13 protein-coding genes are annotated in these 15,273 nt (G+C 60.3%); 4 read left to right on the top strand and 9 right to left on the bottom strand.

What is annotated here, in order from left to right; translation table 11 throughout:
* Positions 1 to 2: 2 nt before the first annotated feature.
* Both WNZ14_RS16415 and WNZ14_RS16410 read right to left on the bottom strand, forming a co-directional pair.
* On the bottom strand, positions 3 to 353 hold the full coding sequence (locus WNZ14_RS16415; RefSeq protein ID WP_342869692.1) for a YciI family protein: 351 nt from the start codon (positions 351 to 353) through the stop codon (positions 3 to 5).
* A 102-nt stretch (positions 354 to 455) separates the two neighbouring features.
* Positions 456 to 845 (bottom strand): MAPEG family protein, encoded by a 390-nt coding sequence (locus tag WNZ14_RS16410; protein ID WP_342869691.1) that lies wholly within the window; start codon positions 843 to 845, stop codon positions 456 to 458.
* Between the two features lie 169 nt (positions 846 to 1,014).
* On the opposite strand from WNZ14_RS16410, the gene parC reads away from it, so the two are divergent.
* Positions 1,015 to 3,261, top strand: coding sequence for a DNA topoisomerase IV subunit A (gene parC / locus WNZ14_RS16405; RefSeq protein ID WP_342869690.1), 2,247 nt, complete (start codon positions 1,015 to 1,017; stop codon positions 3,259 to 3,261).
* 72 nt (positions 3,262 to 3,333) lie between these two features.
* Here the strand turns inward: parC and WNZ14_RS16400 are convergent, their stop codons facing one another.
* The 5 genes from WNZ14_RS16400 to WNZ14_RS16380 form a co-directional block, all read right to left on the bottom strand.
* Positions 3,334 to 4,068 carry a DUF3750 domain-containing protein gene (locus WNZ14_RS16400; protein ID WP_342869689.1) on the bottom strand — a complete coding sequence of 245 codons (735 nt, stop codon included), beginning with the start codon at positions 4,066 to 4,068 and terminating at the stop codon, positions 3,334 to 3,336.
* Positions 4,069 to 4,166: 98 nt separating this feature from the next.
* Positions 4,167 to 5,078 carry a DMT family transporter gene (locus WNZ14_RS16395; protein WP_342869688.1) on the bottom strand — a complete coding sequence of 304 codons (912 nt, stop codon included), beginning with the start codon at positions 5,076 to 5,078 and terminating at the stop codon, positions 4,167 to 4,169.
* 102 nt (positions 5,079 to 5,180) lie between these two features.
* Positions 5,181 to 5,930: an arginyltransferase gene (locus WNZ14_RS16390; protein ID WP_342869687.1), complete on the bottom strand. Its 750-nt coding sequence runs from the start codon at positions 5,928 to 5,930 to the stop codon at positions 5,181 to 5,183.
* A gap of 19 nt (positions 5,931 to 5,949) precedes the next feature.
* Entirely contained in the window at positions 5,950 to 7,770 is a 1,821-nt protein-coding gene (locus tag WNZ14_RS16385; RefSeq protein ID WP_342869686.1) for an SLC13 family permease, read from the bottom strand.
* 214 nt (positions 7,771 to 7,984) lie between these two features.
* The gene (locus WNZ14_RS16380; RefSeq protein WP_342869685.1) at positions 7,985 to 11,404 is read right to left on the bottom strand and encodes an indolepyruvate ferredoxin oxidoreductase family protein; all 3,420 of its coding nucleotides are present in this window, start codon (positions 11,402 to 11,404) and stop codon (positions 7,985 to 7,987) included.
* 126 nt (positions 11,405 to 11,530) lie between these two features.
* On the opposite strand from WNZ14_RS16380, the gene WNZ14_RS16375 reads away from it, so the two are divergent.
* Entirely contained in the window at positions 11,531 to 12,001 is a 471-nt protein-coding gene (locus WNZ14_RS16375) for an Lrp/AsnC family transcriptional regulator (protein ID WP_342869684.1), read from the top strand.
* Position 12,002: 1 nt separating this feature from the next.
* Here WNZ14_RS16375 and WNZ14_RS16370 read toward each other — a convergent pair whose 3' ends face one another.
* A complete protein-coding gene (locus tag WNZ14_RS16370; RefSeq protein ID WP_342870261.1) occupies positions 12,003 to 12,434 on the bottom strand; it encodes an RDD family protein in 432 nt (143 codons plus the stop codon).
* Between the two features lie 151 nt (positions 12,435 to 12,585).
* Complete coding sequence (gene hemB / locus WNZ14_RS16365; RefSeq protein ID WP_342869683.1) at positions 12,586 to 13,641, bottom strand: porphobilinogen synthase; 1,056 nt, start codon at positions 13,639 to 13,641, stop codon at positions 12,586 to 12,588.
* A gap of 232 nt (positions 13,642 to 13,873) precedes the next feature.
* On the opposite strand from hemB, the gene WNZ14_RS16360 reads away from it, so the two are divergent.
* Positions 13,874 to 14,320, top strand: coding sequence for a DUF6163 family protein (locus tag WNZ14_RS16360; RefSeq protein WP_342869682.1), 447 nt, complete (start codon positions 13,874 to 13,876; stop codon positions 14,318 to 14,320).
* Between the two features lie 125 nt (positions 14,321 to 14,445).
* Complete coding sequence (locus tag WNZ14_RS16355; RefSeq protein ID WP_342869681.1) at positions 14,446 to 14,970, top strand: MarR family winged helix-turn-helix transcriptional regulator; 525 nt, start codon at positions 14,446 to 14,448, stop codon at positions 14,968 to 14,970.
* Positions 14,971 to 15,273: the final 303 nt, after the last annotated feature.

The raw sequence follows: 15,273 nt of genomic DNA, 5'->3' as shown, positions 1-15,273 counted from the left end.
ACCTATTCGATCTCCATCACCGGACGGACTTCCACTGACCCGTGCTCCGCAGACGGGATCATCGCCGCATATTTGATCGCCTCGTCAAGATTGGCGCAGTCGAACATGTAGAAGCCGCCGAGCTGTTCCTTGGTTTCGGCAAATGGCCCGTCCATCGTCTCGGTCTTGCCGTTGCGCACGCGCACGGTGGTGGCAGTTGATGTGTCTTGCAGGGCTTCGCCCGCCAGCATTACGCCATCCCGCTGGTAGGTTTCAGTTGCTGCACGGTATCCGTCCATGTAGGGGCCAAATTCTGGTGTGCCATAGTCCGGTCCCGCTCCGGGGGCGGCATAGATGAGTGCAAGGTATTTCATGTCTGTTTCCTCTTCGTGGTGGGTTGAGGCTCCCTTCGAGCCCGAGTTTACGTCAAGGGGACGATTGCGCTCATCCCGTTTCGACATAGGTTCAAAAATAATTCAACCGGCCCACTGATTGATGACAATAGTGATCATTGAGATCAGCATGGAAAGCCATGTCAGGGAACCACCCGCAATCCGGGCAAACGTGACCGGCCTGTCGTGGAATAGTCCCATCGGATGCAGGGTCCGCCCAGCGACAAGTGCCAAGCCTGCAGCATGAACCCACACAGGCGCGGCGCCGGTGGATTCGGCGAAGGCCATCAACAGCAGGGCCATCGGCACGTATTCGACACAGTTGCCGTGCCGTCGAATCCTCTCGGCAAGCGCCATGTTGCCGCCGTCAAGGATGGAGGTGCCGGTTTTGGCCCGCAAGGCGCTGACATAGGCAGAAAGCCCGATCATCATCAGTCCGAGCGGTACGGCGTAAAGGCTGGTCAGGTGCATCATCGGTGTTGTCCCTCAGTTCAAGGTTTGTCGTGACGTGCTCCCGGTTGGGCGCACTATGATCTGGACGAACCGGCGGTGCTGAAATCGACAAGCGGACGGAAATGACTTGCGTTGTGGCAGATGCGGGCTGCCCCTTGCTCCGAATCACCGCTTCCTTTAACCCCACCACATGGGAAAAAGCCTGCTTCCGCCCGGTGGTGGCGACCACATTCAAGCCGTTGACCTGAAGAAGGCGCTCGAAGAGCGCTATCTGGCCTATGCATTGTCGACCATCATGCACCGTGCGCTGCCTGATGTGCGCGACGGCATGAAGCCGGTGCATCGCCGTATCGTCTACGCCATGAGCGAGATGGGGCTGAGGTCAAACGGCTCTTTCAAGAAGTGCGCCAAGATCGTCGGTGAGGTGATGGGTAACTTCCATCCCCATGGCGACCAGTCGATCTATGATGCGTTGGTGCGGCTGGCTCAGGATTTTTCCGTCCGCTATCCGCTGGCCAACGGGCAGGGCAATTTCGGCAACATCGACGGCGATAGCGCCGCTGCGATGCGCTACACCGAATCGAAGATGACCGCGGTCGCAGAACTGCTGATCGAAGGCATCAACGAGGACGCGGTCGATTTCCGCTCCACCTATGATGAGGAAAACAGCGAGCCGGTGGTGCTGCCCGGCGCGTTTCCGAACCTGCTCGCCAATGGTGCCACCGGCATTGCCGTCGGCATGGCAACATCGATCCCGCCGCACAACGCTGCCGAACTCTGCGATGCGGCGCTGGCGCTGATCCGAAATCCGGCTGCGACCGTTGAAGACTTGCTGCAATATGTCGAGGGACCTGATTTCCCGACCGGCGGCATCGTCATCGACAGCCGTGAATCCATTCTCGAATCCTACAGGACCGGTCGCGGCGGCTTCCGGGTCCGCGCCAAGTGGGAGACCGAGGATACCGGCCGTGGCGGCTACCAGATCGTCATCACCGAAATGCCCTTTCAGGTGCAGAAGTCGCGCCTGATCGAAAAGATCGCAGAATTGCTGATCGCCCGCAGGCTGCCCTTGCTCGACGACGTTCGCGATGAATCCGCCGAAGACGTCCGTCTGGTGCTGATCCCGAAGAGCCGCGCGGTTGATCCGACGCTGCTGATGGAATCGCTGTTCCGACTGTCCGATCTCGAAAACCGTATTCCGCTCAACCTCAATGTGCTGTCGATGGGCAAGGTGCCCAAGGTGATGAACCTGGCCGAGGTACTGAGCGAATGGCTGGCCCACCGCCGCGAAGTACTGCAGCGCAGGTCGCGCCACCGTTTGGCGGCAATCGAGCGGCGTCTGGAATTACTGGCTGGTTACCTGATTGCCTACCTCAATCTTGATGAGGTGATCCGCATCATCCGGGAGGAGGATGAGCCAAAACTCGAATTGATGAAAACCTTCGAGCTGACCGATGTCCAGGCCGAGGCCATCCTCAACATGCGCTTGAGATCCTTGCGCAAGCTTGAGGAAATGGAAATCCGCAAGGAATTTGATGGCCTGACCAATGAGAAGTCGGAGATCGAGGAATTGCTCGGCTCTGACGCCAAGCAGTGGCAGACCGTCGCCTGGGAAGTCGGCAACGTCCGCAAGACCTTCTCCAAGGAAACCGAATTGGGCGCGCGGCGCACCAAATTCGCCGAAGCTCCCGTCGCCGATCTGGCTGCAATCGAGCAGGCGATGATCGAGAAAGAGCCGATCACGGTTGTGATTTCCGAGAAGGGCTGGATCCGCGGCATGAAGGGTCACATGGCCGACTATGCCGGATTGCAGTTCAAGGACGGCGATTCGATGAAGATTGCCTTCCACGCCAACACCACTGACAAGATCGTCATTGTCACCACCGGCGGCAAGGCCTACACGCTTGGCGCCGACAAGCTGCCGGGCGGACGTGGTCATGGCGAACCGCTCAGGATCATCGTCGACATGGACAATGATCAGGCCGTGCTGACCGCTTTCGTGCATGATACTGCCCGCAAGCTGCTCGTTGCATCGACCGCCGGCAACGGCTTTGTCGTGGCCGAGAGTGACCTTGTCGCAAATACCCGCAAGGGCAAGCAGATCATGAATGTCAGCCTGCCGGTGGAGATGAGGCTGTGCGTGCCGGTGAGTGGTGATCATGTCGCCATCATTGGCGAGAACCGCAAGATGCTGATCTTCCCGCTCGAGCAATTGCCGGAGATGAGCCGCGGCAAGGGCGTGCGCCTGCAGCGCTACAAGGATGGCGGCGTGTCGGACATTCGTTGCTTTGCGATGGAAGATGGGCTGACCTGGGAAGACAGTGCGGGCCGGATGCACAACCGCAAGAAAGAAGAGCTGACAGAGTGGATTGCCGACCGCGCCCAGGCAGGCCGTCTGGTCCCCAAGGGGTTCCCGCGCTCAGGCAAGTTCAGCTGATCTGACAGGCGCTCGACAGGGTCCAGCGCTCTCTCACAGCTTTGAAGTGGTTGAGGTGTTTCTGCGGCAGTCTTAGAGCCCGATCCGGCCAAACCCCGGCAACTTGATCCCGGGTTTGGTGATATCTACTCCAAACACCAGCCCGCCGAGTCTCAACTCGAGCCCGTAGAGCGTGCCGACAGCAATGCCGGCGTAGCCTCCGAGCGAGAGCTCGAGATTGTGCCAGTCCGGTGAGAGCGTGACGAATTGACCGAACGGCCGGAAATCGCGGCCAACCGCTTCGGGCGGCAGCGCCAGGTGCAGGTCCGGCACTTGCCTGAGCACGTGGGCGACAAAGGAATTGGAGTTCGGACCCGGCCAGATCGTGTAATCGCCGCGACCCGAGAACGGATAATCCTGAACCGCGGCTTCGATCTTGGGAATGAGTTTCTCTGCTTCGGCGCCGTGAAGGGCAAGAAGCACCTCGGGAACATTCGAATACCAGCGCCCATCGGCAGGATAGGAATTGATCCGGACCGGGTTGCCCCAGCCAACCTTGTCGTAGCGGGTGTAGCCTTCGCCTTCAGCCTTGGTCACAATCCAGCTGTGAACCGCCAGTGCACCCTTCAAACCGCCGGTTCTGGCGGCCATCACATAGATTGCTGCGCCGGGGTCTTTATCAGGCCCGGGCAATATGCCCGCCGACGACCAGTCGGCACTGCGCCACGAACCAGGTTGCGAGCTGGCGGCGCGCACGGCAAGCGATGCAAGCGCCGGCGCCACAAAGCACACGAGCACAATAACAAGGAGTTTCTTCAATCCGGACACAATGGGTTCCAAGCGGTTTCGACACAGGGGTTTGATCACTCCCATGAGACGAGATTAGGGCGCGAAACCGGCTTTGCCAGAGGAGCGGAATGAATGGATCAGAGCGGGTGACGTGGCGCCAGGCTGCGCCCGGCGCGGCGGTGCGCCGACAATTGCCACACGGAATGCGCTACCAGTGCGGTTACGATGATGGCGCCGCCAATCAGGCCAAGCCGGGTTGGAGCTTCCGAAAAGATCAACCACATCCAGACCGGCGCCAGGATGGTTTCAAGCAGATAGAACATCGCCACCTCCGGCCCGGAGAGGTATTTTGGCCCCGTCGCAAGGCACCAGAAGGCGACAGGAATGACAATGAGGCCGTTGAGCGCCAGCCAACCCGGATGGGGCAGCACGATACTCGTTGGGCCACCGATCATGTAAAGTCCCACCAGGCAGGGCACCAGCGCGGCAAACAAGGGGGCGAAGCCCATGCCGGTGCGCGCCTTTCTGCTGATTGTGATGATCAGCGACAGCAAGAGCGAAGTGAACAGCGCCAGCCCGTTTCCAATCATGTTGCCGGCCTGCAGGCCATCGGACACGATGAGGCCGACGCCCAACGTCATTGCAGCCATGGCCACAAAGGTTTGCGGCTTTGGCCGTTCGCCAATCAGCAGCCAGCCCATCAGGGCTGAAAACATCGGGTTGAAGGCAAGAATAAACACCAGATTGGCCGTCGTGGTGTGAAACACCGCAAGCAGGAAGGTGATCCCGGCAATGCCGTAGAGGCCGGTCACCAGCAGTCCCGTGCGGCCCGGAATGATCGGCGCACGATTGGAGGTGAACAGCCGCAGTCCGGCCCACATCACCAAAGCAGCAAAGAAAGTCATGCCGCCGCGCGTAGCCACCACCGACCAGGATTCGCCTTCAGACAGCTTGATCAGGGGGATGTCGATCGTCAGCGCCAGTCCGCCGAACGCGGTGATCAGCAGCCCTTTTCGATGGTCGGCCGCTTGCTGGAGATGATCGGACATTGGATGCGGCCTTTTGGAGATGACAGACGAATATAGTCTTGGCTGTTCGGGAAACAGATGAAAACCTGCTCGAAATGGATGAGAGGGAGGTCGTTGGGGCGGCTACGAACCAAATCGCTGCCAGCCCTGCGCCATCAGGTGTTCCTGAGGCTGGAAGCGGGTCTTGTATTCCATCTTGCGCGATCCCTTGACCCAGTAGCCAAGATAGACATGCGGCAGGCCAAGGGTCTGTGCGCGCTCGATATGATCGAGGATCATGTAGGTTCCAAGTGACCGGGACACCGCTTCGGGATTGTAGAAGGAATAGACCATCGAAAGCCCATCGCCCATGCGATCAGTCAGCGCGACCGCCAGAAGTTCGCCCGCCGGATGCTCCTGCAGCCCGTCGCCCTCGGTTCTCACACGGTATTCGATGATGCGGCTGTCGACATGCGAATCCTCGACCATCATGGCATAGTCGCCAATGCTCATGTCGGCCATGCCGCCGCTCTGGTGCCGGCTGTCGAGATAGCGCCGGAACAGCTTGAATTGCTCGCCCGAGGGCTCGGCGTGATATTCGGCGGCTACCAGATCGCCATTGTCTGCCTTGTTGCGCCGCATTGACTTCGTGGGTTTGAATTCGTTGGCAAGAATGCGCACGGAAATGCAGGCCCGGCAGGTCTCACACGCAGGCCGATAGGCAATGTTCTGCGAACGGCGGAAGCCGCCCTGGGTCAGGAGATCGTTGAGCTCCGAGGCCTTTTCGCCCACCAGATGGGTAAACACCTTCCGCTCGCTCTGGCCCTCGAGATAGGGACAGTCCGACGGCGCGGTCAGAAAAAACTGCGGCGAATTGATGGGGTGGTTCATCATCTCTTGGATTCGATCCAGGTCAAAGTCCATAGTACCATGGCGCAGTTAACGAAAACGTCAACCATATGATGAGCACAAGCGGCGTGCCCGCGCGAAGAAAATCGCTGAATCTGTAGTGACCGGGGCCCATGACCAGCAAATTGGTCTGATATCCGATCGGCGTGGCGAAGGATGCGTTCGACGCGAATATCACGGCTGCGATGAACGGCTCGGGCGAAACGCCCATACCCTTGGCGATTCCAAGAGCAATCGGCGTGAAGAGAACGGCGGTGGCGTTGTTGGACAACACGTTGGTCAGCACCGCCATAACGAGGAAAAGGCCCGACAGGATGACGCCCGCCGAAGCGCCCTCCATCAGGCTCAACGAGCTTGACGCGATCAAGGCTGCGCCGCCGGTTGCTTCAAGGGATGTCGCCAGCGCCACCGATGAGCCGACCAGAAGGAAGATCTGCCGGTCAAAGGCGCGGCCTGCCTGAAGGATCGACAGGCATCCGGTCAGGAGCATCAACACCGCGCCGCAGACCGCCGCGACCACGATGGGTACGATCGAGAATGCCGAGAGCAGCACGATCGCTGCAAATATCGCCACAGCGATTCGGGCCTTGCGGGATTGCGGCACGGCTTCGGCCGAATGTTCGAGCAGCAGCAGGTCGTGATTGCCCCGGAGCAGCTTGATAGCCTCCATCGGACCACCGATCAGAAGGGTGTCGCCGGGCTCGAGTCGGATATCGGACATGGCGGAACGCGCCATGCGGCTCTTGCGCTGGACGCCAAGAACCGAAATGCCGAACTGAGGCCTCAGCCCCGACAGCTGGATGGTCCGGCCGGCATAGCGCGAACCCGGCGAGATCACCGCTTCGGCCAGATGATAATCAGGGCCGGGTGGATGATCCTGCTGGGTGTCCTCCGAAGCGCCGTCCTCGCTTTCTAGGCCTGCTCGCCCGCGTGACAGGGCCTTGGAAAAGGCTCTCCGGGTTCCCGTCACCACAAGCGTGTCGCCGACTGACAGCGTGAGATCCTCGAACGGCGGCAGCACCGGCACGTCGCGGCGCTGCAACAGCCGCAGCGTCAATTCGCCCAGTCCCGGAAACATTCCGGCCTGGGCCGAGATCCCGACAAAGGCATGGTCTCGCGTCAGCGTCATCTCGCCGATGAACTGCGCACCGGATTTTGCCCCGGCCGAGAGCTCGGCAACCCGTTCAGGCAACAGCTTCGGCAAAACGCCAAGCACATAGGCGCCACCGACCAGCGCCAGGATGACGCCCATGCCGGTGATGTCGAAAAATCCGAGGTCGTAGCCGTAATCGCGTACCACGCCCGCCACCAGAAGGTTGGTCGAAGACCCGATCAGCGTGGTCATGCCACCCAGGATGGTGATGAACGAGAGCGGTATGAACACCCGGCTGGGCGAGATCGAGCGTTGCGCCGAAATCACCACAAGAATCGGGATGAAGATCACCACCACCGGCGTGTTGTTCAAGAACGCCGAGAAAAGCGCAGCTCCGACGAGAATGAACAGGATTGGCCGGAATGTGCTTGCACCGCCCATCCGGCCCAGTTTCCGCGCCGGCGCCTCCATCGCGTCGGTTGCAAACAGGCCTTGTCCAACGATCAGAAGCGCAATCACAGTGACCAGCGCCGAATTGGAGAATCCTGCCAGAAGTTGTTGCGTATCTAAAACATCGCCGGATGGCCCGCTGTAGGGGACAACGCCAAACAGCAGCAGCACAGCTGCAAGCGACACCAGTGAAACCGTCTCCATCGGCCAGCGTTCGGACGCATAGGCGATGATGGTGGCCGCGATGATGACAAACGTGGCGATGAGGTGGAAATCTGGCATGAATGCGGTGCGACTCCGGTGCAGATGATTACCTGCCACTTTACCGCGTCGCATGCTCATGCGCCTAGGACGAATATTTCCGCAGAGCCAGATCTGGCGCAATTGTCGGTGCAACGGTTGCCCAAACCCGCAAACGAATGCTCTGGTCAACGGCTCCGGGCCGCTTGCCATCTCGGCAGGCGACCCTGTTACCGATGGCCGGTTTTACCCTGCGCTATGCAGACAACAGAGCGTCCACCTTTGCCTTGGTCTTGGTTGTTGCCTCGTCCTTGACCGGACCGTAGCCGCGGATCTCCATCGGAGCCGACAGCACCTGCGCCCAGATGGGAGCATTGGCAGGCGTGATCTCCTGCTCGCACCGCGCCATCAGGCCTTCAAACCAGCCAATCAGCCCGCGTTCCATCTTGCGCTCTGCCGTGTAGCCAAACGGATCGAGCGCAGTTCCACGTAAGCCCTTGAACCGCGCCAGAGCCGACAGGACCGGCCGGATGCCGGGGCCGAACTTGCGTTTCAGCGGCCTGCCACGCGCATCCTTGCCGCTACTGAGCAGAGGTGGCGCGAAGTGGTGCACAATCTTGAAGTCGCCGTCGAAACGATCAGTGAGGCTCGCCAGAAACGCCTTGTCGCCATGCAGTCGCGCCACTTCGTATTCGTCCTTGTAGGACATCAGCTTGAACAGCGATTTTGCTGCGCTGTTTGCCAGGTCTTCCGCCTGTGCGGCCGGCATCTGCGCACGGAACTTGGTCACGCGGCTGCGGTAGCGCTCCGCCCAGGCAGCGTTCTGGTAGCCTTCGAGGAACGTGGCGCGGCGGGCAATGACGTCGTCAAACGAGGTGGCGATGTCGGTTGGCGGATTGAGATGCGTCGTTAGGACCGAAGGGTTGGCCGCCATCAACCGGCCGCAGATGAAGGCACGCTTGTTCTTGTCGATGGCGACATTGTTGAGCTCGATCGCCCGCAACAGCGCATCCAGCGACACCGGCACCAGCCCGCGCTGCCAGGCAAAGCCAAGCATCATCACATTGGCAAACACCGCGTCACCGAACAGCGCCTCTGACGCCGAATTGGCGTCGAACGCGGCGAGGTTATCGGCTCCGACTACGGCTTCAATCGCAGATGCACGGCCGTCGATGTTCAACTGCGCATCGCGCTTGAGCACCAGATCGCCGGTCGGCATCGAGGCGGTGTTGAGCGCGACGGACGTGCCGTGCCTGTAGGTGCCGGATGCTTTTGGCGATGACGAGACGACGATGTCGCAGCCGATCACCGCATCCGCCATGCCTGTGTCGATGCGGACCTGGTTGATCTGATCGGGATCGCGCCCGATGCGGACGAAACTCAGCACCGAGCCGAACTTCTGCGCGAAACCGGTAAAATCGAGAATGCTCGCGCCCTTGCCTTCAAGATGCGCGGCCATCGAGATCAACTGGCCGACGGTGACAACACCGGTGCCGCCGACGCCGGTGACCAGCAGGTTGAACGGCATTTCCAGCATTGGCAGAGCGGGCAGGGGGACAGCCTGCATCAGGCTTTCGATTTCGAGATCAGCAGGCTTCGGCTTGCGCCGCTCGGCGCCTTCGATGGTGACGAAGCTGGGGCAGAACCCATTGAGGCAGGACATGTCCTTGTTGCAATTGGACTGGTTGATCTGCCGCTTGCGACCGAATTCGGTTTCCTTGGGCTCGATGCTCAGACAGTTGGATTCGGTCGAGCAATCGCCGCAGCCCTCGCAAACGAGATCATTGATGACAGCGAAGGTCTTCGGATCTGGCAACTCGCCACGCTTGCGGCGGCGGCGCTTTTCAGTCGCGCAGGTCTGCTCGTAGATCAGGATCGAGACGCCCGGAACCTCGCGCAGTTCGCGCTGCACGGCGTCCATGTGACCGCGCCCATGAATGGAAATGCCGCGCGGGAAGTCTGCAGCGGCAAACTTGTCCGGATCATCCGAGACCAGCGCAATGCGCTCGACGCCCTCTGCGCGGCAGATATGGGCGATGGCCTGCACGCTCACCGGCCCGTCGACCGGTTGGCCACCGGTCATGGCCACCGCGTCATTGTAGAGGATCTTGTAGGTGATGTTGGCACCTGCCGCGATCGCCTGGCGGATCGCCATGGAGCCCGAATGATACCAGGTGCCTTCGCCGAGATTCTGGAAGATGTGGTTCTTGCCGGTAAAGCGCGAGGAGGCCGCCCAGTTGACGCCTTCGCCGCCCATCTGGATCAGCGAAGAGGTCTCGCGGTCCATCCAGCTGGCCATGAAATGGCAGCCGATTCCGGCCAGCGCCTTCGATCCCTCGGGCACTTTGGTCGAGGTGTTGTGCGGGCAGCCCGAGCAGAAGTAGGGGGTGCGGGTAGCGCCCGGATCGCTGAGCGCAATATGGGGCTCTGCAATAATCTCCGCAGCCCGCGCGACAAAATTCTCGTTCGGGAACACGCCGTCGAGGCGCCTGGCGATCAGCGGAACCAGCTGCTTGGGTGACAACTCGCCGGTCCAGGGGATCAGCCGCCGTCCGGTCTCGTCGTGCTTGCCGACCATGCGCTGCGGCTTGTCGCCGGGCCAGTCGTAGAAATACTCCTTGAACTGGCTTTCGATGATGCCGCGCTTTTCCTCGATCACCACCACTTCGCGCTTGTCGCGAACGAAATCGAGCGCATCCCGCCGCGCCAGGGGCCAGACCATGCCGACCTTGTAGATATCGATGCCGAGCGCCCGGCAGCGGGCTTCATCAAGCCCGAGCAGCCTCAGCGCCTCCATCAGATCGAGATGCGCCTTTCCGGTGGTGACCAGACCGAAGCGGGCGTCCTTGATGCCATAGATCGCCCGGTCGATCGGGTTGGCTTCGGCAAACGCAAACACCGCGTGCTTCTTGGCCTCCATCCGCTCCTCGATCTGCGGTCCGGGCAGGTCGGGCCAGCGGTAGTGCAGACCGGTGGCAGGGATATCAAATTCCGGCTTTGCGAACACGCGGTCAGGTTTCAACATGAACGAACTCGCGCCCTCGACGGTCTCCGAAATCGCCTTGAAGCCGACCCACATGCCCGAGTAGCGCGACAGCGCGTAGCCATATTCGGCGAACTCCAGATACTCGGCGACACTTGCCGGATTGAGCGTCGGCATGAACCAGGCCATGAACGCCACGTCCGACTGGTGCGGCATCGAGGACGAGACGCAGCCATGGTCGTCACCCGCCACCACCAGCACTCCGCCATGCGGCGAGGAACCGTAGGCGTTGCCGTGCTTCAGTGCGTCACCGGCGCGGTCGACACCCGGACCCTTGCCGTACCAGAGGCCGAACACCCCTTCGACCTGGCGCTCGGGATTGGTTTCCACCTGCTGCGAACCAAGCACGGCCGTTGCAGCCAGATCCTCGTTGACCGCCGGCAGGAACTCGATCTTGCCCTCGGCAAGCCGCGCCTTTTGCCGCCACAACTCCATGTCGAGACCACCGAGCGGCGAGCCGCGATAGCCCGACACGAACCCGCCGGTGTTCAGCCCAGCTTCGCGGTCGCGCCGCGCCTGGTCAAACAGCGCCCGGACAAGCGCCTGCGTGCCCGTCATGAACACCCGGCCGGTTTGCAAAGCATAGCGGTCGCTGAGTGTGTAAGTGGATGGGGCAGGGGTGTGGAATGTCATGGGCAGCTCCTCTGCCCGCTATCATAGCACTTTTGCCCTGACAGATCTTGCCAGATTGGCCACACTCTAGCATAGAAACGGATAATATGTCCGTTTCGAGCGGATCAATCGAAAGGATTATTCAATTTGACGGAGAAAACTGAAATTCAGCCTGCCGACAGACAGATTCTCAACGCCCTGCAGGACGATGGCCGCATCTCCAATCAGGATCTGGCTGACCGCGCCGCGATGTCTGCGTCGGCCTGCTGGCGGCGGGTGAAGGCATTGGAAGACGGGGGCGTCATCGAGCGCTACACGGCGCTGATCGATCCCGAAGCGGTTGGCCTTTCTTTCCACGCCATGGTCCACGTGGTGCTCTCGCGCCATCAGGCTGGTCACGTCGAAAATTTCATCGAAGCAGTCATGACCCGCCCCGAAGTGCTCGACTGTTTCGCCACCACCGGCGACGCCGACTATCACCTGCGCATCCGCTGCCGCGACCTTGCGGCCTACAACGGGTTTCTGGAAGAATTCATGTTCTCGCTCGAGGGCGTCTCGACGGTGAAGACCAATTTGATCTTGCGTCAATTGAAGCATGAGACGCGATTGGTGGTGTGAGTTACCCCCGCACCACCACTGTGCCCAGCATCCAGTCGTGCACTGTCCGCTTGCGATCGAGCACAAGCGTTGCAAGCAAAATGAACGGGGTCAGCACGGCGTTGAGCGCCCAGAACAACACGCCATGGACGACGGCGAGCATGAAATCGACCGGGCGGCCGTCGAGGCGGACGAGGCGGATGCCCATCATGCGCATGCCGGGCGTCGCCTGGTTTGGTCCGCCCATCGAAAGGCCGACATAGGGAATGACCACCAGCAGGAACAGGATCGGGTAGAGAAAGAAACCGAGGCCCAAGGTGAAGATGCCGATGAAGAACACCAGGATCGCCATTGGCACGCACAGCGCCAGCACGATTGCGTAATCAATAAAGAACGCCATGACGCGCTTGGTGCGCACGCCGTCATAAAGCGCGATATCGTCATAGGCACCCATCGAGGGTTCATTTGCGCTGTCTGGGAACGGTTGGCTCACGGTCATCTCCTGTCATCGGCACGGACAGATTGCCCGCTCTTACCCAGATGTAGGAACTCAAACCCTCTGCTTAAAGGGTTTGAGGCTTGTTTTGGCGCTTAACCGCGGCTGTTCAGCCAAGCCCCTTGGCGATGAGCTTCGCGGCTTCGGGTGCGAAATAGGTCAGGATGCCGTCGCAGCCGGCGCGTTTGAAAGCCAGCAGCTTCTCCATCATGATCCGCTCGCCGTCGATGTAGCCAGCCGCATGGCCGGCCTTGATCATCGAATATTCGCCCGAGACCTGGTAGGCGAAGGTCGGTAGGCCATAGGTGTCTTTGAGCGCGCGGCAGATGTCGAGATAAACCATCCCCGGCTTGACCATCAGCATGTCTGCGCCTTCCTCGACGTCGAGACCGGCGTCGCGGATTGCTTCCATCGCATTGGACGGGTCGAGATAGTAGGTGCGTTTGTCGCCCTTCAAGAGGCCCGAGGTGCCGATGGCTTCGCGGTATGGCCCGTAGCAGGCGGAAGCGAATTTGGTGGCATAGGACATGATGCTGACCGACTGGTGGCCTGCCGCATCCAGCGCCCGGCGGATCGCACCAATGCGGCCGTCCATCATGTCCGAAGGTGAAATGATGTCAGCCCCGGCATCGGCCTGATGCACTGCGCCCGCCGCGATCTGCCGCACGGTTTCATCGTTGACGATCTCGCCATCGCGCAGGATGCCGTCGTGGCCGTGGCTGGTGAAAGGATCAAGCGCCACATCGGTGATGATGCCGATATTGGGCACGGCCTTCTTGATGGCGCGGGTGGTCTGGTTGATCAGGTTGTCAGGCTCGAGAATATGCGAGCCGGTCTCGTCGCGCTTTTCCATTTCGACATTGGGGAAGGTGGCAAGTGCCGGTATGCCGAGATCGGCCGCCATTTTCGCTGCTTCCACGGCCTTGTCGACAGTCATCCGGTTGACGCCGGGCATCGCGTCGATGGGTTCGAGGATGTTGGTGCCGGGAATGATGAAGATCGGCCAGATCAGATCATCCACAGTCAGGCGGGTCTCGCGCACCATCCGGCGCGACCAGTCGGCGCCGCGGGACCGGCGCATGCGGCGGTGGCCGGTGATCTCGTCGACATCGATTTCCGCTGCGACTTTCAGCCCTGCGGCAGTGTTCCTGGAGTTCTCGCCCATTCTCGTCCCATCCCTTGGCTTCCGTCGCGCCCGATGCCATCTACTGGCTGACTGACGTTCGTTTCAGTCGCTTTAGACCGCACTGGAGGCCGGGCGGTCAAGCCGGACAAATCATCTCACTCCATATCTCTATAGGCTGCGCGGGCTTGCACCGCGTGCGCAGGAGTGGCTATGACATGAGCCCGTCGGGCGCGTCTCAAGACCTCTGCGCCCCGGACAAGGAGTTCTCATTTTGGCGATATTGCAGATCGGCACCGCCCCGGAAGTTGGCACAGGCGCGCTTGAAGCCAGTTTCCGGCTGTTCATGCGGTTGGTGGCTGTCAGCTGCCTTCTCGCCGGGTTGCAGTACTGGGGACGACTGATCGGCTATTCCGACAACGGCATCTACCGCTTTGACCTGATCCCGTCCTATTGGCAGGTGGCGTCGGCCTCGCTCGCCGTCCTGCTGCCGGTGGCTGCGGTCGGCTTGTGGATGCAGGTCTCCTGGGGGCCTGTGCTCTGGGTGGTTGCGGCCGGATCGGAAACCATCATGCACAAGGGCTTGCCGCTGTGGTTTGGCGAGCGGCCAGCGCTAATCATTGCCCATGCCGTGGTGATCTCGGTCTATATCGGATTTAGGGTCGCTCTCTTCATCAAACGCCGCCAGGACGCGATGCAGGTAAGAACTGATTCACTTTGATTGGCAGTGAGTCGAAGGTAACCCCCTGTTAAGCTTGCAGTTTAAGTAGAATTTTAGGCGTATTCGATAGGGTCTGTCTCAAGGCGGGAACAAAAGCCGCCACAACAAACAGTGAGGCAGTCATCATGTCATTTACAAATTCAGCACTTGCGACGGGACCCAAATCTGCAGTTGCAAACGACGAGTCCGAAGGCCTTCGTGATCTCTATCTTGAATCTCTGCAGCTGGTCGAGCGGCTCCACCGCCGCCTTCTCGATGTCATCAAGGATGAGTTCGACCGCGCCAACCGTACCGATATCAACGCCGTCCAGGCTTTGCTGCTGTTCAACATCGGCAATTCCGAACTGACCGCCGGTGAACTGCGCAGCCGCGGTTACTATCTGGGGTCGAACGTCTCCTACAACCTCAAGAAACTGGTCGATCTTGGCTATATCAATCACCAGCGTTCGCGGGTTGACCGCCGTGCGGTGCGTATCAGCCTGACCGAGCATGGCACAGAAATCGCCGAAACCGTCGGCGGCCTCTATGACCGTCACATCAATTCGATCGCCAAGGTCGGCGGTATCGGCGCCAGCGAGTTTGAGGAACTCAACAAGCTGATGCAGCGCCTTGACCGGTTCTGGAACGATCAGATCCTGTACCGCCTCTAAAACCTCATGGCGTGCATACTCAAAAAAAGCGGCGGGCTTCGAACCCGCCGCTTTTTGCTGTCTGTGTTTCGTTGCATTCGTACAGACTTTGCCTTGTCAAAGCCCTGCGGGCGCTTGGTTTTCAGGTTTGCGACGCCTGTTTTGGCCGGCATCTGTTGGAATGAATTGGGACAGGGCAGGAGGCCAGGGGTGGTTCTGCGCCGGACCATGAATTAGCCATATTGCCGTGAGAGCAAATGTGCTAACAACAAGCATGATGATCAGGTGCGGACCTGCGCGATTTTTATCTTGCCGCTTGCTCAC

This window comes from Hoeflea sp. AS60 (genome assembly GCF_038900115.1).
In the GTDB taxonomy this organism is placed as follows: Bacteria; Pseudomonadota; Alphaproteobacteria; order Rhizobiales; family Rhizobiaceae; genus Hoeflea.
The sequence above is the reverse complement of the archived record's forward strand: the minus strand, read 5'-3'. Positions and strand labels throughout refer to the sequence as shown.